16 protein-coding genes are annotated in these 17,841 nt (G+C 68.8%); 14 read left to right on the forward strand and 2 right to left on the reverse strand.

What is annotated here, in order from left to right; genetic code table 11:
- The first annotated feature begins 53 nt into the window (after positions 1–53).
- The 8 genes from lepA to acpS all read left to right on the forward strand — a co-directional run bounded on the left by lepA (position 54) and on the right by acpS (position 6,667).
- The gene (lepA, locus tag C516_RS0110650) at positions 54–1,865 is read left to right on the forward strand and encodes a translation elongation factor 4 (protein WP_018718374.1); all 1,812 of its coding nucleotides are present in this window, start codon (positions 54–56) and stop codon (positions 1,863–1,865) included.
- 29 nt (positions 1,866–1,894) lie between these two features.
- Positions 1,895–2,656: a signal peptidase I gene (lepB, locus tag C516_RS0110655; protein WP_018718375.1), complete on the forward strand. Its 762-nt coding sequence runs from the start codon at positions 1,895–1,897 to the stop codon at positions 2,654–2,656.
- A 115-nt stretch (positions 2,657–2,771) separates the two neighbouring features.
- Positions 2,772–3,149 carry a DUF4845 domain-containing protein gene (locus tag C516_RS0110660; RefSeq protein WP_156831206.1) on the forward strand — a complete coding sequence of 126 codons (378 nt, stop codon included), beginning with the start codon at positions 2,772–2,774 and terminating at the stop codon, positions 3,147–3,149.
- A gap of 1 nt (position 3,150) precedes the next feature.
- On the forward strand, positions 3,151–3,846 hold the full coding sequence (gene rnc, locus C516_RS0110665) for a ribonuclease III (RefSeq protein WP_156831207.1): 696 nt from the start codon (positions 3,151–3,153) through the stop codon (positions 3,844–3,846).
- Complete coding sequence (gene era / locus C516_RS0110670) at positions 3,843–4,748, forward strand: GTPase Era (protein ID WP_018718378.1); 906 nt, start codon at positions 3,843–3,845, stop codon at positions 4,746–4,748. Before rnc ends, era begins: the two co-directional genes overlap by 4 nt.
- A 7-nt stretch (positions 4,749–4,755) precedes the next feature.
- Positions 4,756–5,526 (forward strand): DNA repair protein RecO, encoded by a 771-nt coding sequence (recO, locus tag C516_RS19310; RefSeq protein ID WP_018718379.1) that lies wholly within the window; start codon positions 4,756–4,758, stop codon positions 5,524–5,526.
- Entirely contained in the window at positions 5,517–6,272 is a 756-nt protein-coding gene (gene pdxJ / locus C516_RS0110680) for a pyridoxine 5'-phosphate synthase (protein WP_040409462.1), read from the forward strand. Before recO ends, pdxJ begins: the two co-directional genes overlap by 10 nt.
- On the forward strand, positions 6,269–6,667 hold the full coding sequence (acpS, locus tag C516_RS0110685) for a holo-ACP synthase (RefSeq protein ID WP_018718381.1): 399 nt from the start codon (positions 6,269–6,271) through the stop codon (positions 6,665–6,667). Before pdxJ ends, acpS begins: the two co-directional genes overlap by 4 nt.
- Here acpS and C516_RS0110690 read toward each other — a convergent pair.
- Positions 6,647–9,319 (reverse strand): ATP-binding protein, encoded by a 2,673-nt coding sequence (locus tag C516_RS0110690; protein WP_169509144.1) that lies wholly within the window; start codon positions 9,317–9,319, stop codon positions 6,647–6,649. The two genes, acpS and C516_RS0110690, sit on opposite strands and share 21 nt — an antisense overlap.
- 251 nt (positions 9,320–9,570) lie before the next feature.
- Between C516_RS0110690 and araD the strand changes: the two genes are divergently transcribed.
- Positions 9,571–11,304, forward strand: a complete 1,734-nt coding sequence (gene araD, locus C516_RS0110695) for an L-arabinonate dehydratase (RefSeq protein ID WP_018718383.1) — start codon at positions 9,571–9,573, stop codon at positions 11,302–11,304.
- Positions 11,305–11,311: 7 nt separating this feature from the next.
- Here the strand turns inward: araD and C516_RS0110700 are convergent, their stop codons facing one another.
- Positions 11,312–12,274 (reverse strand): LysR substrate-binding domain-containing protein, encoded by a 963-nt coding sequence (locus C516_RS0110700; protein ID WP_018718384.1) that lies wholly within the window; start codon positions 12,272–12,274, stop codon positions 11,312–11,314.
- Positions 12,275–12,405: 131 nt separating this feature from the next.
- Here C516_RS0110700 and araD1 point away from each other — a divergent pair, with 131 nt between their 5' ends.
- From araD1 to C516_RS0110725, 5 genes are all read left to right on the forward strand, one after another.
- On the forward strand, positions 12,406–13,401 hold the full coding sequence (araD1, locus tag C516_RS0110705; protein WP_018718385.1) for an AraD1 family protein: 996 nt from the start codon (positions 12,406–12,408) through the stop codon (positions 13,399–13,401).
- 31 nt (positions 13,402–13,432) lie between these two features.
- Entirely contained in the window at positions 13,433–14,623 is a 1,191-nt protein-coding gene (locus C516_RS0110710; RefSeq protein WP_018718386.1) for a fumarylacetoacetate hydrolase family protein, read from the forward strand.
- A gap of 170 nt (positions 14,624–14,793) precedes the next feature.
- Positions 14,794–15,834 (forward strand): TRAP transporter substrate-binding protein, encoded by a 1,041-nt coding sequence (locus C516_RS0110715; protein WP_018718387.1) that lies wholly within the window; start codon positions 14,794–14,796, stop codon positions 15,832–15,834.
- A gap of 58 nt (positions 15,835–15,892) precedes the next feature.
- On the forward strand, positions 15,893–16,480 hold the full coding sequence (locus C516_RS0110720) for a TRAP transporter small permease subunit (protein ID WP_018718388.1): 588 nt from the start codon (positions 15,893–15,895) through the stop codon (positions 16,478–16,480).
- A 7-nt stretch (positions 16,481–16,487) separates the two neighbouring features.
- Positions 16,488–17,792 carry a TRAP transporter large permease gene (locus tag C516_RS0110725; RefSeq protein ID WP_018718389.1) on the forward strand — a complete coding sequence of 435 codons (1,305 nt, stop codon included), beginning with the start codon at positions 16,488–16,490 and terminating at the stop codon, positions 17,790–17,792.
- Positions 17,793–17,841 lie beyond the last annotated feature (49 nt).

Genomic DNA, 17,841 nt, shown 5'->3' on the forward strand with positions numbered 1-17,841 from the left:
TGCCGCGGTAATGCGTTGGCGCCACTGCAGTGCGTTCGCTTTTCGGAGACCCTATGGCGTCCCAGTCGATGGACCGGATCCGCAACTTTTCCATCATCGCGCATATCGACCATGGCAAATCGACACTTGCCGACCGTCTGATCGAGCGTTCCGGCTCGCTGACGTCCCGTGAGATGGCGGCCCAGGTCCTGGATTCCATGGACCTGGAGCGCGAGCGCGGCATCACCATCAAGGCCCAGAGCGTTTCGCTGGAGTACAAGGCCCGAGACGGCAACGTCTATCAGCTCAACTTCATCGACACCCCCGGCCACGTGGACTTCTCCTACGAGGTCAGCCGTTCGCTGTATGCCTGCGAGGGCGCGCTGCTGCTGGTGGACGCCTCCCAGGGGGTCGAGGCCCAGAGCGTGGCCAACTGCTACACCGCGGTGGATCAGGGCCTCGAGGTCCTGCCGGTGCTCAACAAGATCGACCTGCCGTCGGCCGAGCCCGACCGGGTGATCCACCAGATCGAGGAGATCATCGGCCTGGACGGCACGGACGTGCTCGGCATATCCGCGAAGACGGGCGAGGGCGTCGACGACCTCATGGAGGCGCTGATCGCGCGGGTGCCGGCCCCCAAGGGCGACCCGGATGCGCCGCTCAAGGCGCTGATCATCGACTCCTGGTTCGACAATTACCTCGGTGTCGTCTGCCTGGTGCGCGTGTTCGACGGCGAGCTCCGGCGCGGCGAGCGCATCCGGGTGATGTCCACCGGCCGCGAGTTCCAGGTGGACGACCTGGGGATCTTCACGCCCAAGCGCACGCCCTGGGAGTCGATCAGCGCCGGGCGCGTGGGCTTCGTGGTGGCGGGCATCAAGGACATCGACGGCGCGCCGGTGGGTGATACCATGACCAGCGCCCGGACGCCCTGCGACAGTCCGGTGCCGGGCTTCAAGGTGGTCCAGCCGCGGGTCTTCGCCGGCGTGTTCCCGGTCAACGCGGACGACTACGAGGCCTTCCGCGATGCCCTCGGCAAGCTCCGCCTCAACGACGCCTCGCTGTCCTACGAGCCCGAGACCTCCCAGGCGCTGGGTTTCGGTTTCCGCTGCGGCTTCCTCGGCATGCTCCACATGGAGATCATCCAGGAGCGTCTGGAGCGTGAGTACGGCCTGGAGCTGATCACCACCGCGCCCACCGTGGTGCACGAGGTGGTCACCCGCGAGGGCGAGACGATACAGGTGCACAACCCCTCTCAGCTGCCGGCGGTGGGGGACATCGAGGAGATCCGCGAGCCGATCATCCATGCCAACATCCTCGTGCCCCAGGAGCACGTGGGGCCGGTGATCAAGCTCTGCGAGGAGAAGCGCGGCACCCAGAAGGATATGCAGTACGTGGGCAACCAGATCTCGCTGGACTACGAGATGCCCATGGCCGAGGTGGTGCTCGATTTCTTCGATCGGCTGAAGTCCGCGAGCCGCGGCTTCGCCTCATTCGACTACGAGTTCCGCCGGTTCGAGGCGGCGCCGCTGGTCAAGCTCGACGTCCTGGTTAACGGTGACCGGGTGGATGCACTGTCCACCATCGTCCACCGCGACCACGCCCATCCGCGCGGGCGCGAGCTCACCGAGCGGCTCAAGGAGATCATCCCGCGGCAGATGTTCGAGGTCGCCATCCAGGCGGCGGTGGGCTCGAAGATCATCGCCCGCTCCACGGTCAAGGCGATGCGCAAGAACGTCACCGCCAAGTGCTACGGCGGTGATATCACCCGCAAGCGCAAGCTGCTGGAGAAGCAGAAGGCCGGCAAGAAGCGGATGAAGCAGGTGGGCAAGGTCGAGATCCCCCAGGACGCGTTCCTCGCCGTCCTGCAGGTGGACAAGAACAACTAGGCAGGGGGCGCACGGCGCGTAAATCGGGTATGTGGGATTTCGAGGCGCTTCTCGTTGCGGTGACGCTGGTCACCGGGGTGATCTGGCTGTGGGACCGGCTGGTGCGGCGTCCCCGCCGTGTGGCAGAGCAGCGGAGCAAGGACTCCGATCCCTGGTTCATCGACCTGCCGCGATCGCTCTTTCCGGTGATCCTGGCGGTGCTGGTGATCCGCTCGTTCATGGTCGAGCCCTTCCGTATCCCCTCCGGGTCGATGATCCCCACGCTGCTGCCGGGTGACTTCATCCTGGTCAACAAGTTCGCCTACGGGCTGCGCCTGCCGGTGCTGCACGACAAGTTCCTGGACGTCGGCGAGCCGGATCGGGGCGACGTCATGGTGTTCCGCTACCCGAAGGACCCGTCGCAGGACTACATCAAGCGGGTCGTGGGTCTGCCCGGCGACACCATCCGCTACGAGAACAAGCACGTCTATATCAACGGCAAACTCATGGACCAGCAGACCCTCGGTGACTACCGGGGCGACCCGCTGGTCTCGCTTCGCCGCGAGGACCTCATGGACGTCAACCACCAGCTGCTGGTCCACGAGACGGCCCCCGCGCGCGGGTTCACCTACCAGGTTCCCGACGGCACGTACTTCATGATGGGCGACAACCGCGACCGCAGCAGCGACAGTCGTTACTGGGGGCCGGTACCGGAGCGGAACATCGTCGGCCGGGCCTTCCTGATCTGGATGAGCTGGGACATGGAGAACGGCGGTCTGCACTGGGGCCGGATCGGCGATATCATTCACTAGGGATCTGTGCGACAGGGTAGTTTGCGGAGGCCCGCTGCGGGGTTTCGTGCGCGTTCCCCTGCGGCGGTTCCGGAGCAACTGTTAGGGATGGGGACAACGGCTCGTGGAGGGCATCGTGCAGGGACGGATTCATACACAGCGCGGCGTGACCATCACCCAGCTGCTGCTCGGACTGGTGGCCGCGGGGGTGCTGGCGCTTATCGCCATGCGGCTCGTGCCGGTCTACCTGGAGGCCCACTCCGTTGGCACCATCCTCGAGGGGATAAGCGGGCAGAAGCAGTTCACCGGCAATAACCAGAAGGACATCCGCGAGACCTTCTCGCGCCGGCTGATCATCAACGACATCAATAACATCAAGGCCAAGGACCTCCAGTTCGAGGAGGTGCGCGGCGGCATCGAGGCGTCGGTGGAGTACGAGGTACGGCGGCCGTTCATCGCCAACCTCGACTTCGTCGCCCATTTCAAGAAATCCACCCTCATCCGAAACAAGTGACGTGACGGCCGAGCGATTGCAGCAGGACCTGGGGTACCGATTCCGCGATGCGGCGCTGCTCGAGCAGGCGCTGACCCATCGCAGTGCGAGCGGGCCCAACAACGAGCGCCTGGAGTTCCTCGGCGACAGTGTGCTGAACTTCGTCATCGCCGCCGCCGTGTTCGAACGGCGCCCGGAGGCCCGCGAGGGCGAGCTCAGCCGCCTGCGTGCCAACCTGGTCAACAAGAATTCGCTCGCGCGGCTGGCCCGGCGGCTGGAGCTCGGCGGCTACATCCACCTCGGCGGCGGCGAGCTGAAGACCGGCGGTCACCGTCGCGACTCCATCCTCGCCGACGCGACCGAGGCGGTGCTCGGCGCGATCTACCTCGACGGCGGCTTCGAGGCCTGCCGCGACGTCATCCTCGGGCTCTACCGGGAGTGGCTGGCGGACCTGCCCGAGCAGCGCCAGCTCAAGGACCCCAAGACCCGTCTGCAGGAGTACCTCCAGTCGCGGCGGCTGCCGCTGCCGGCCTACGAGGTGGTGGACGTCGAGGGGCGCGCCCACGACCAGACCTTTCGTGTGCATTGCCATGTCGAGGAACTGGCGGTGACCAGCGAGGGCCGCGCGAACTCTCGCCGCCGTGCCGAACAGCAGGCGGCCGAATCCATGCTCACGCGTCTGCGCGAGGGCGATAATGACGGAGGCAGGGCCGGATGAGCACGGCCACCGAGACCATGCGCAGCGGCTTTGTCGCCCTGATGGGACGACCCAACGCGGGCAAGTCGACGCTGCTCAATGCCCTGCTCGGGCAGAAGGTCAGCATCGTTACCCGCAAGCCGCAGACCACGCGCCACCGCATCATCGGCGTGCACCACATCGAGGGCGCGCAGCTCGTGTATGTGGACACCCCCGGGCTGCACCGGGCCACGAAAACGGCGATGAACCGTTACCTCAACGAGGCCGCGGGGCAGGCGCTGGACGACGTCGATGTCGTGCTGGTGGTGGTCGACGCCAGTCGCTGGACCGAGGATGATGATCTCGTCTTCGAGCGCCTCAAGTCGGTCAGGGTGCCGGTGGTGCTCGCGATAAACAAGGTCGACCGGATCCCCGACAAGACCCAGCTGCTGCCTCTGATCGAGCGGCTCAGTCAGCGCCATGATTTCGCCGCGGTGGTGCCGGTTTCGGCACAGCGGCACAGCAACCTCGAGGCGCTGGAGCAGGAGCTCGTCGCCCGCCTGCCGGAGGGGCCTGCACTGTTCCCGGAGGAGCAGGTCACGGACCGCTCCGAGCGCTTCATGGCCGCGGAGCTCATCCGCGAGCAGCTCATGGCCGGTCTCGGCGAGGAGCTGCCCTATGCGACCACCGTCGAGATCGAGGCGTTCGAGCAGGAGGGGCGGCTGCGCCGCATCGCCGCGGTGATCTGGGTCGAGCGGCCGGGGCAGAAGAAGATCGTCATCGGCGGGGACGGCCGCCGGCTCAAGTCGCTCGGGCGTTCCGCGCGGCTGGAGATGGAGCGGCTGTTCGACGGCCGGGTCTACCTCCAGCTCTGGGTGAAGGTCCGCGAGGGCTGGTCTGACGACGAGCGGGCGCTGCGCTCCCTCGGTTACGGGGAATTCTAGTAGCGCCATGGGCGAGCAGCGCCGGGTCAGCCTGGCCCCCGCCTACATCCTGCACCGCCGGCCCTACCGCGACACCAGCCTTTTGCTGGAGTGCTTCACCCGGGACCATGGCCGCGTCGGGCTGGTGGCCCGGGGTGCGCGCCGGGCCCGTTCCCGCCTGCCTGGTACGCTCCAGGCGTTCCAGCCGCTCAGCCTCTCCTGGCAGGGGCGTGGCGATCTTGCCACGCTGGTGGACGCGGAGCTCGCCGGCACCCCCGCGCGGCTCGCCGGCACCCGGCTGATCAGCGGGCTCTACGCCAATGAGCTGCTGGTGCGCACGACGCGCCGGCAAGACCCTCATCCGGAGCTGTTCGGTCATTACACCCGGCTGGTGACTGCGCTCGCGCTGGAGGCCGGTGCCGAGGGTGTGCTGTTGCGGCTGTTCGAGCGCGACCTGCTCACCAGCCTGGGCTACGGACTGCCACTGGGGCACGACGCCGGCGGGGCGCCCGTGCAGCCCGGCATTGCTTACCGCTATGATCCCGACACGGGCTTCCACCCGTTGGCGGGCGGGGCCGCCGGGCGCGGGATCGACGGTGCCGTGCTCCTCGGCCTGGCGGCCGGTGAGACCGGGGCCGCCGGCTCGCGGGCCGCGCGCGAGCTCATGCGCGCGGCGCTGGCGCCGCACCTCGGTGAGCGCCCGCTCTACAGCCGCGGGCTTTACCGTCAGCAGCTCCGCGCCGCGGACGCCCGCGGCGGGCCATCCGATACCGGAGAGGACGACAGCGCATGTCAGTGACCAGCCATCGCCCCCTGCTGGGGGTCAACATCGATCATGTCGCCACCCTGCGCCAGGCCCGTGGTACCCGTTACCCGGAGGTGGTGCAGGCCGCGCTGGTGGCCGAGCAGGCCGGTGCGGACGGGATCACGGTGCACCTGCGCGAGGACCGCCGTCACATCCAGGACCGGGACGTGCGGCTGCTCGCGGAGACCGTCGAGACCCGGCTGAACCTGGAGATGGCGATGACCGACGAGATGGTGGCGATCGCCGAGGCGGTCCGCCCCGCCAACTGCTGCATCGTCCCGGAGAGCCGCGAGGAGCTGACCACCGAAGGTGGCCTCGACGTTGCCGCCCAGGCCGGGCGCACGGCCGCGGTCTGCGCCCGGCTGGCGCGCGCCGGAGTGGCGGTTTCCCTGTTCGTCGACCCCGATCCCGTGCAGCTCGACGCCGCGGCCCGGGCCGGCGCCCCGGTGGTGGAGATCCACACCGGGGAGTACGCGGATGCGCAGGACCCGGAGACCGCGCGGCGGACCTTCGCCAGGGTGGCGGAGGCCGTCGCCTACGCCCGGGGCCTCGGGCTCACCGTCAATGCCGGTCACGGCCTGCATTACCACAACGTCGAGGCGGTCGCGGCGCTGCCCGGCATGCACGAGCTCAACATCGGCCACGCGATCATCGCGCGGGCGGTATTCAGCGGGCTCGCCGACGCCGTCGCCGACATGCGGCGTCTGATGACCGGGGCCGCCGTGCGGGGCGGGGCGTGATCGTCGGCATCGGCACCGACATCGTCGCGGTCGCGCGCATACGTCGCCTCGCCGGGGCCCCGGATACCCGGTTCGCGCGGCGGGTGCTGACCGCGGCGGAGCTCGACGAGGGGGCGGCGCTGGCGGACTTCGGGGCCTTCGCCGCCCGCCGTTTCGCCGCCAAGGAGGCGGCGGCCAAGGCCTTCGGCACGGGTATCGGGCGTGGCCTGAGCTTCCAGCACCTGCGTGTCGGTCACGATGAGGTCGGGGCGCCGCAGCTGCAGCTCGAGGGCGAGGCGCAGACGCTCGCCGTTCGCAGGGGCATCCTCCGCTGTCACCTTAGCATCTCGGACGAGCGCGACTACGCTGTCGCCTTCGTCGTGCTGGAGGGCGGTTCAGGCGGGGGAGTCGGCTGAGACCGTGTCAATCGCTCCGAGCAGATCGTCCACCGCCCCCGGTATCGCCTGAGCATCGCCGGCGACGAGGTGTCCCTCCAGCTCGGCGCAAGCCGAGCGCAGGGCCTCCGGCCCGCATACGCTGGCCGCGCCGTGGAGCTTGTGCACGTGCTCGCGCAGCGTTGCCCGGTCTCCGGTCTCGACGGCGGCGACGATGCGTTGGCGATGGTCGGGAAGCTCGTCGAGCATCATCTCCCGCAGCGTGCTCCGGGTGTCGTTATCAACGCTCGAATGCTCCGGTGCCGGGCCGTCCCGGCCGATCGCGGCGAGAATCTGCACCTCCGTTACCGGCTTGATCAGGCAGTCGTCCATCCCGGCGGCGAGCAGCCGTTCGCGCTCTCCGCTCATGGCGTTGGCGGTGAGTGCGATGATCCGCGGCGGTCGCCGGCCGTCGTAGCTGGCGATGATCCGTCGAGCCGCCTCCTCGCCACTTATACCCGGCATGTGGATATCCATGAAGACTGTGTCGAACCACTCGTGGCGGCACGCGTCCACTGCCGCGGTACCGTCGCCGGCTTCCACCACCCGCACGCCGTTGCGTGCGGCGATGGTGGTGATGAGTTTGCGGTTGATTTCGTTGTCATCGACGACGAGCACGTTCGCGCCATCCAGGGCGTTTCCCTCGGCGTCCGCCGCGTCCGCCTCATCGGCCGTGTCCGGTGCCGGCAGTCGGGGCAGGGAGGTGCCGGCAAAGTCCACCACCCGGCAGAGCTCGCGGAAGATCGCCTGCCGGCGTGCGACGCGGGGCAGCGTGGCGGCCGCGCCGAGCCGGGTGAGCTGCTGGTGGATCTCACGGTCGACGGTACTGGCGAGCACCAGTACGGGGACGCCGGCGGCGTGGGCCGTGGTGATCAGGTGTCCCGGTAGCGCGGTGTCCAGTGCGGCCTGACCGATACCAGCGACCAGTAGCGCCCAGTCGTTTTCGGCCAGGCGTGCCTCCAATGTCTCGATGCCGGCCCCGGTGACGGTCATGCCCCACTGCTCCAGGCGGTGCCGTGTCGCGAGGCGGGTCAGGTGGCTGTCGTCGTAGAGCAGGGCGTGGCGCCCGTCCAGCGGCGTCGCCGGCGCCGGCGACGCCGGCTCCGGCCGGCGCTCCAGGCGGGCGGTGAACCAGAACGTCGAGCCCACGCCGGGTTCACTCTCCAGGCCGATGGTGCCGCCCATCTGCTCGACGAGCTTGCGGGAAATGATCAGCCCCAGGCCGGTGCCGCCGAAGCGCCGCGTCAGCGAGGTGTCGGCCTGGCTGAACGCACGGAATAGCTTGTCGCGGTCGGACTCATGCAGGCCGACGCCGGTGTCGCTGACGTTGAAGCGAATGCTCACGGAGTCGCTGTCTTCCTCCTCGATCATCACGCGCACGGTGACCTCGCCGGCGGGGGTGAACTTGATGGCGTTGTGTACCAGATTGGTCAGCACCTGGCGCAGGCGCAGCGGGTCGCCGCGCAGCCGGGTGGGTACGTCGGCGTACACGAGCTGGACGATCTCCAGGCGCTTGTCGTACGCCTCCGGGGCGAGCAGGGCGAAGACCTCCTCGACGCAGTCCCGCAGGTCGAAGTCGACGCTGTCCAGCGCCATCTTGCCCGCCTCGATCTTCGAGAAATCGAGGATGTCGTTGATGATGGTCAGCAGGTTGCTGCAGGACTGGCGGATGGTGTCCACGTAGTCGCGCTGCTCGGCGTTGAGCGGGCTGTGATGCAGCAGGTCGGCGAAGCCGACGATGCCATTGATCGGTGTGCGGATCTCGTGGGAGACGTTGGCGACGAACTCCGACTTGACCTTGCTGGCCTCCAGCGCGCGGCGCCGGGCGACGTCGAGCTCCACGTTCTGCACCTCCACGGCCTGCAGGGTCTGGCGCAGCTCCGAGGTGGTCTGGCGCACCCGCGCCTCCAGGGCCTCGCGGCTCTCGCCCAGGGCCTGCACCATGCGGTTCATGGCCTCTTCCAGCTCGCCGATCTCGCCGCCGGCGTCCGCGCGCAGACGCCCGTCGAGCTCGCCGCGCCGGATGCGCGTGGTGAACCGGGTCAGCCGCCGGGTCGGGGTGACCAGGCTGTTCGCCACCGCCAGGGCGAGGAGCGTGGCGATGCCGGCGACGGCGGCGGCGAGTCCCAAAGGGGGAAGCATGACCGCGGCATAGCGCTGATACGCCCAGCCGTGGTCGGGAGTGACCGTCAGCGTACCGCCGGAGGGTGGCATCGGCGTGGTGGCCGTATCCAGCATCACCGTCATGACGCCGGCGTCGAGCCGCTCGAATGCCGTCGCCGCCATGAGCGCCCCGCCGAGCATGGAGGTGACACGCGGGGCGTGGCTGCGGGCCGAGACCACCGTGGAGCCGTCGCCGCGCTCGATCCGCGCCTCGGCGACGGTGGGGTTGTCCACCAGTGAATCGACGATGCCCTGCAGGGTGCGGAGATGGCCGGAGTGCAGCGCCTCCGCGGCGGGCACGCGCCACTGATGCGCGCTCACGGCGAGCTCGCGGTTCAGTGCCGAGCGCAGACGCGAGAGCTCGGTATCGCCGAGCAGCGAGAGCAGCACCGCCGCCACCGTGATGGTGGGCACCAGCGCGACCAGCAGGACGCGACGTCGTGTGCTCCAGCGCATCGATGCCATTTCCATATGCCTCTGCCGCGCGGTGACTCCCCGGGAGCGACCCATTATGGCGGCGTCGGCGGGCGCGGTGCACGTCGCGACGACGTGCCGCCGGCGGGGCAGGGGGCATGGTGCCCTGAATCCATGCATATATGTGTATACATAAATGACGAATCCAATATTAGAAAACTATATATCGCCTTGCTAGCGTCGCTCCCATGAACCATCCATGGCCGTGACGGCGCCGCCGTCGGGCCACGACCGGGAGAGCGACGAGCATGAGCGACGATGATAAGAACGCCGGGAAGCGCCGGAGTCAGGCCTGGTTCGGGGGCACGGACAAGGACGCCTTCCTCCACCGCAGCTGGGCCAAGAACAACGGCCTGCCGGACGACGCCTTCGACGGCCGCCCGGTGATCGGTATCTGCAACACCTTCTCCGAGCTCACGCCCTGCAACGCGCATTTCCGCGAGCTCGTCGAGCACATCAAGCGGGGTGTGATCGAGGCGGGGGGAACGCCCTTCGAGTTCCCGGTGTTCTCCTGCGGCGAGACCATGCTCCGCCCCACCGCCATGCTGTTCCGCAACCTCGCCTCCATGGACGTGGAGGAGGCCATTCGCGGCAACCCGCTGGACGGTGTCATCCTCATGGGCGGGTGCGACAAGACCACCCCGTCGCTGCTCATGGGGGCGGCGAGCTGCGATATCCCGGCCGCGGTGGTCTCCGGCGGGCCGATGCTCAACGGCCGTTTCCGGGGGCGCACCCTGGGCTCGGGCACGGACGTGTGGAAGTTCTCCGAGGAGGTGCGCAGCGGGCGCATGTCCGAAGAGGACTTCATGGCCGCGGAGAGCGGCATGTCACGCTCGCCCGGCCACTGCATGACCATGGGCACCGCCTCGACCATGGCCTCCATGTCGGAGGCCCTGGGCGTCACCCTCGCGGGCAATGCCGCCTACCCGGCGGTGGATGCCCGGCGCAACCGCCTGGCGCGACTCACCGGCCGGCGCATCGTCTCGATGGTCGAGGAGGACCTGCGTCTGTCCAGGGTGCTCACCCGCGAGGCGTTCGAGAACGCCATCCGCGTGAACGGTGCCATCGGCGGCTCGACCAACGCGGTGATCCACCTCCTCGCGATCGCCGGGCGTATCGGCGTGGACCTCGATCTCACCGACTGGGACCGCTTCGGGCGCGACGTCCCCTGCCTGGTCAACCTCATGCCCTCGGGCGAGTACCTGATGGAGGATTTCTGCTACGCCGGCGGGTTGCCAGCGGTGATGGGCAAGATCCGGGACCTGCTGCACGAAGATGCGTTCACCATCTCCGGGCGCACCATGGGTGAGCAGCTGAATGCGGCGGAGTGCTTCAACGACGACGTCATCCGCGACCGGGACAACCCGGTCTTTCACCAGGGCGGCATCGCCGTGCTTCAGGGCAACCTCGCGCCCCAGGGCGCGGTGCTCAAGCCCTCGGCGGCCTCACCGCATCTCATGCAGCACACCGGCCGGGCGGTAGTGTTCGAGAGCATCGAGGACTTCAAGGCCCGCGTGGACGATCCGGACCTCGACGTCGACGAGAACAGCGTGCTGGTCCTCAAGGGCGCCGGGCCGCAGGGCTATCCGGGCATGGCGGAGGTCGGCAACCTGCCGCTGCCGCGCAAGGTCCTGGAGAAGGGCGTGCGGGACATGGTCCGCGTCTCGGATGCGCGCATGTCCGGCACCGCCTTCGGCACCGTGGTGCTTCACGTCGCGCCGGAATCCGCCGCCGGCGGGCCGCTGGCGCTGGTCGAGGAGGGCGACATCATCGAGCTGGACGTCGAGGCCCGGCGCCTGGCGCTGAAGATCGACGAGGCCGAGCTCGAGCGTCGCCGGGCCCGCTGGCAGCCGCAGCCCCACGCCATGCAGGGCGGTTACCAGAGCCTGTACGTGGAGCGGGTGCTCCAGGCCGATACCGGCGCCGACCTGGACTTCCTCGTCGGTTGCCGGGGGGCCGAGGTCCCCCGGGAGAGCCACTGAGCGACGGTCACGGCCCCGGCCCGGCGGCCTCGTGCTGCCGGGCGACGATCCGGTGCACGGTCTCCTTGAGCGCGGCCGCCCCCGGCGAGAGGGGGCGATCGCGCAGGGAGACGATGCCGAACGGCTTGACGGTGAAGCGCGGTTCGAACGGCAGGATGGTGAATCGCTCCGGGTCGCACAGCCATTCCGCCACCGGCCGCGAGATCACCGTGACCGCGTCCATCTGTTCCACCAGCGCGAGCGAGACCAGGATGGACTGGGTGTCGACGATGTCCCGCGGCGGCGTCACCGCGTTCTCCAGCAGCAGCCGTTCCACGCGCTGGCGCAGCAGCCCCGTCGGCGGCTGCAGCACCCAGACATAGGGCGCCATGTCCTCCAGCGAGACCGCCGCCTGTCCGGCGAGGGGGTGGTGGCGCCGGCACACGAAGCACAGCGGCTCCTCGCTGATCTCCTCGTAGACGAGCTCCGCGCTGCTCTCGTCCTCCGGCGCGCGGGCAAGGACGAAGTCGAAGGTGCCGTCGTGCAGGCCCTCCACCAGCCGTGGACTGACGTTCACCTCGATGCTCACCTTGAGGTTCGGCCGTTCGCGCTGGACCGCCTCCATTGCCTCGCTGAGCAGGTTTACCGCCGCCGGCATCACCGTGCCCAGCGACACCGTGCCGCCGCGGCCGTGGTGCAGGGCGGTGAGCTCCTCGCCCGCCTGACCGAGCTCGGCGAGCATGGTCCGTGAGTGACGGATCAGGATCTCGCCGTACCAGTTGGGCCGAACCCCCCGGGACTGGCGCTCGAACACCGATACCCCGAGCAGGTGCTCGAGGTCGCTGAGCAGCTTGGAGGCGGCCGGCTGGCTCATGTTCAGGCTCGCCGCGGCGCGGTTGATGTTGCGGTATTCGTCCAGGGCGACGAACAGCTGCATGTGGCGCAGCTTCAACCGCACGCGCAGGAACCAGTCCGCGGGCAGGTCGCGCATTACTGGGCTCCGGTTTATGGATATGTATTACAGAATACATATAAAATAATACATCATTAAGCATTGGATGGTTATGTCTTCCCCCGTAGGTTGACCTCAACGCTGAGGAGAGAGACCCGCAGGGGGAGAATATGAAGCTGCTCCAGATCGCCGGAACCGGGGGAACCACCCGGGTGGTGGCCGTCGCCGACGACGGTGTTCAAGGTCACGAGGTCGACGGCGCCGTCGGTGTCTACGAGCTCGCCCGCCGTGCGGCGGACACCGGACAGACCCTCGCCGCGGTGGTCGACGAGTGCGGGCGTGGCGGCACGGTCGATGTGCGTGCGGCGCTGGAGGCGGGCAGGGTGGCAGCACCGGTGGCCCATCCGGACCCCGCCCACATGCTGGTTACCGGCACCGGCCTGACCCACACCGGCAGCGCGGACGGGCGCGACCTCATGCACCGGGTCACGGCGGACGATGCGGACACGCTCACCGACTCCATGCGCATGTTCCGCCGCGGCGTCGAGGGCGGCCGGCCGGCGCCGGGCACCATGGGCGTGCAGCCGGAGTGGTTCTACAAGGGCGACGGCACCATCGTCGCCGGCCCCGGCGAGGCGCTGGTATCGCCGGACTTCGCCCTGGACGGCGGCGAGGAGCCGGAGATCGCCGGCATCTACATCATCGCCGCCGATGGGACCCCCTGCCGGCTCGGGTACGTGCTCGCCAACGAGTTCTCCGACCACGTCACCGAGCGCGAGAACTACCTCTACTTGGCCCACTCCAAACTGCGCGCCTGCGCCCTCGGCGGGGAGCTGCTCCTGGGGGATCTGCCGGCAAGCGTGCGCGGCGTCTCGCGGATACGGCGTGACGGCGAGGTGCTCTGGGAGCGCCCCTTCGTCACCGGCGAGGAGCACATGTGTCACAGCATCGCAAACCTCGAGGCCCACCACTTCAAGTACGCCGCCTTCCGCCGTCCGGGGGACCTCCACGTGCACTTTCTCGGCACGGCGACGCTGAGCTTCAGCGACGGCGTGAGCACCCGCGACGGCGACATCTTCGAGCTGGAGGCCGGGCCGTTCGCGCTGCCCCTGCGCAACCCGATGACCGTCGCGGAGGCCCCGGTCCCCGCGGTCCGGGCGCTGTGACCGGGGCCGTTCACCGGCCGGGAGGATCGACATGACGACGCTGTCCCCCCATCTCGACGCCGAGGCCGCGCTGCCCCGGGATGCGGAGCGTGCCTGCCTGGTCGGCCGTGCCTGGTCGCCGCGCCGCGGCGGGCCGTGCGTGGTCACGGTGCGGGAAGGTTACGTCTACGACATCACCAGCCCGCGGCTGCCGACGATGCGCGAGCTGCTGGAGACCCGCGATCCCGCCCGTGAGGCGGGGACCGCGCCGGGTGAGCGGCTGGCGGCGCTCACCGACGTCCTCGCCAACTCCGACGGCGAGCGCCGCGACCCGGCACTGCCGTGCCTGATCGCGCCGGTGGACCTCCAGGCCGTGAAGGCCTCCGGGGTGACCTTCGTGGCGAGCCTGCTCGAGCGCGTGATCGAGGAGCACGCCGGGGGCGATCCCGGCCGGGCGGCGGCGGTGCGCGAGGAGATCGACGCGCTGGTCGGCGCCGACCTCTCGACCCTGGTGCCCGGTTCGCAGGCCGCGCTCGCCCTGCGCGAGACGCTCATCGCCCGTGGTGCCTGGTCACAGTACCTGGAGGTCGGCATCGGCCCGGACGCGGAGATCTTCACCAAGGCCCAGCCGCTCTCCGCCGTGGGTACCGGTGCAGACGTCGGCGTTCACCCGGCGTCGCGGTGGAACAACCCCGAGCCGGAGGTGGCCCTGGCGGTGAACAGCCGCGGTAACGCCGTCGGTGCCACCCTGGGGAACGACGTCAACCTCCGCGACGTGGAGGGGCGGTCCGCGCTGCTGCTCGGGCGGGCCAAGGACAATAACGCGAGCTGTGCGCTGGGGCCGTTCATCCGGCTGTTCGACGACGGTTACGGCCTGGACGACCTGCGCGCCGCGGAGGTGGCTCTGACCGTGGAAGGCGGGGATGACGGCTTCCGCCTGGATGCCGCGAGCCCGATGGCGTCGATCAGCCGCGACCCGGCGGACCTGGTCGCCGCCACCATCGACGCCAACCACCAGTACCCGGACGGCCTCGTGCTGATGCTCGGCACGCCGTTCGCCCCGGTGCAGGACCGGGACGAGCCCGGGCTCGGTTTCACCCATCATTCGGGAGACATCACCACCATCGCCGAGCCGCGGCTGGGGACGTTGTCCAACCGTGTCCGGACCACGGACACCTGCCCGCGCTGGACGTTCGGCGCCGGGGCACTGATGCGCAATCTGGCAGCACGGGGACTGCTGTAGTCCGGAGACCTCGGGCGGTTTCCGGACCGGAACCGCGACGGTATCGACAGGTCGGGGGATGACGCGGCGCTACATTGGGCCGCCCGCCGGCGTCGCCAGGGCCGGCCCGTCCGGCCCGACGGGACTGCGACCGATACGCAGAGTGAGTGAAGACAGACAGGAGGAGAGAGATGAAAGCCAGTACTGTACGTGGCCGCCTCGCCGCGGCCGTCGCCTCGGCCGCCCTGGTGGCGGGGAGCCTGGCCGCCGGGCCGGCGCAGGCGGCGACCTACGAGTGGAAGTTCCAGACCACGGAATCGGCGGGATCACCGCTGGTGAAGATCCAGAAGGACTGGGCCGAGCGGGTCAACGAGATGACCGACGGCCGGGTGAAGATCGAGATCCTGCCCGTCGGCGCGGTGGTGCCGCCGTCCCAGACCCTGACCGCCGTCGGCAGCGGCATCCTCCAGGGCCACATCACGGACCCGAGCTACTTCAGCGGCAAGAACCCCGCGTTCGGCATGCTCGGCAATCTGGTGGGCGCCTGGAGCGACCCCATGCAGTTCATCGAGTACATGAACTACGGCGGCGGCGAGGAGCTCTACAACCAGCTCGTCGAGCCTTACGGCGTCCACCTCATCGGCGCCTCCGTCGCCGGACTGGAATCACTCGTCTCCAGCCGCCCGATCCGCGAGATCGAGGATCTCAAGGGCCTGAAGATGCGTGCCCCCCAGGGCATGGTGAACAACGTGTTCAGCAAGGCCGGGGCCACGCCGGTGAACCTGCCGACCTCGGAGGTCTACACCGCCCTGGAGAAGGGCGTGATCGACGCGGCGGACTACAACACCTTCGCCAATAACCAGCAGCTCGGCCTCCACGAGTTCGCGCCGTATCCCATCTATCCCGGTTTCCACTCCATGCCGATGGGCGCGGTCTCGATCAACAAGGACGTCTGGAGCGAGCTGCCCGACGATCTCAAGACGATCCTCGAGACATCGGTGGACTACCTCGCCGTGGATACCGCCTTCCGGATGCATCAGCTCGACCTCAAGGCGGTGGCCAAGGCGCGCAAGAACGACGACATCGAGATCATCGACCTGCCCAAGGCCGAGCGCGCGAAATTCCGCCGCATCGCCCAGAAGGAGTGGGCCAACTGGGCCGAGAAGAACGAGATGTGCCAGAAGGTCTACGACTCCGTCGTCGCGTTCCTGAAGCAGCGCGACCTGATGTGAGTGACTCCGCCGCGGGCCGCGTCGGCGGCCCGCGGTCTTTGTCAGGGGAGGAGCAACCATGAGCGCCAACGTCCCGCTTGCCGAGTCCCGCGACGCGGAGCACGGTGACGCCGACGACGGGCCCTTCACCACCGAGGGGGCGCGCACCCGCCTCGATCGGTGCATTAACCGCCTGGCCCCGGATATCGGCTGGCTGGCCTTCGTGGCCATGGCCATCAGCGTGGTCGAGGTCGTCCTGCGCTACGGTCTGGACTCGCCGACCTCGTGGGTCCACGAAACCACCATCTTCCTGGTCGCGGTCCTGTTCTGCCTGGGCGGGCCGGTGGCGCTCGCCCGTGATGGCCACATCCGCGTGCGCCTGCTCTACGATGCCGCCGGCCCGCGCCTGCGCCGGGCCCTGGACGTCTTCAACGACGCGGTCACCGTGCTGTTCTGTGCCGCCATCGCCTACGCCGGCTGGGTGATGGTCGAGCGCTCGGTGATCGCCCCGACCGGCGAGTGGACACTGGAGCGCTCGGGCTCCAGCTGGAACCCGCCGTTCCCCAGTTTCACCAAGATCGTCATCCTGGCCGCGACGCTGCTGATGCTGGTGCAGGCACTGCTGCACCTGTGGCAGTCCCTGCGCGCGGTCGCCGGGCGGAGGTAGCGCGGGCATGGATATCGCAACGGCGACCTACGTCCTGGTGGGGGCAATCTTCGCGCTGCTGCTTACCGGCCTGCCGCTGGCGTTCATCACCGGCCTGGTGGCGCTGCTGTTCACGGCGGGCTTCTTCGGCCCCGATGCGCTGCCGCTGGTGACCGCGCGTATCTACGGCTTCGTCACGGAGTACTCCCTGGTGGCCGTACCGATGTTCGTGCTCATGGCCTCGCTGCTGGACCGGTCGGGAATCGCGAGGGACCTGTTCAACGGCATGCGGGTGTTCGCCGGGCGGCTGCCCGGCGGCGTGGCGGTGCAGACCATCATCGTTGCGTTCTTCCTGGCGGCGATGTCGGGGATCATCGGCGGCGAGATCGTGCTGCTCGGCATCCTCGCGCTGCCGCAGATGCTGCGCCTCGGCTATCACCGCAAGATCTCCATCGGCGTGGTCTGTGCTGGCGGCGCCCTCGGTACCATGATGCCGCCGTCCATCGTGCTCATCATCTACGGGCTGCTCGCCAGCGAGTCCATCGCGGACCTGTTCACCGCGGCGATAACCCCGGCGCTGATCCTGATGGGCTCTTACGTGGCCTACGTCCTCGGCCGCTGCCTGCTGCGCCCGGAGCTCGGCCCGCCGCTGTCGGAGGAGGAGCTGGAGGCGCCGGGGCATTCCCGTCTCGCGGCGCTCAAGGCGGTGATCCCGCCGGCACTGGTCGCCGCGCTGGTGCTCGGTTCCATCTATGCCGGCATCGCCTCGGTCACCGAGGCCGCGGCCATGGGCGTATTCGGCGTGCTCGTGCTGGTGTCGCTGCGCCGTGAGCTCTCGGTGACCATCATTCGCGAGAGCCTGAGCCAGACCATCAATACCTGCGGCATGATCGTGTGGATCGGCATCGGCGCCGCCATCCTCGTGGGCGTTTACAACCTCATGGGCGGCAACCGTTTCGTGGCGAGCAGCATCCTCGGCCTGGACCTGCCGCCCATCGCCATCGTGCTGGTGATGATGGCGATCCTCATCGTGCTCGGGCTGTTCATGGACTGGATCGGCATCGCCATGCTCACGCTGCCGATCTTCGTGCCCATCATCGAGCAGATCGGCTACGACCCGGTCTGGTTCGGCATCCTGTTCGCGATCAACATGCAGGTCTCCTTCCTGAGTCCGCCGTTCGGTCCGGCGGCGTTCTACCTCAAGGGCGTGGCCCCGCCGGGGATAACCCTCCGGGACATCTACACCTCGCTGCTCCCGTTCATCGCGCTGCAGGTGACGGTGCTGGCCATCATGCTCACCTTCCCGCAGGTGGCGACCTGGCCGCTGCACTAGCGGCAGGCATACACGCCGTTTCTTCTCCCCGTTTCGCGTCCGCACCCGC

Source organism: Arhodomonas aquaeolei DSM 8974 (assembly GCF_000374645.1).
In the GTDB taxonomy this organism is placed as follows: Bacteria; Pseudomonadota; Gammaproteobacteria; order Nitrococcales; family Nitrococcaceae; genus Arhodomonas; species Arhodomonas aquaeolei.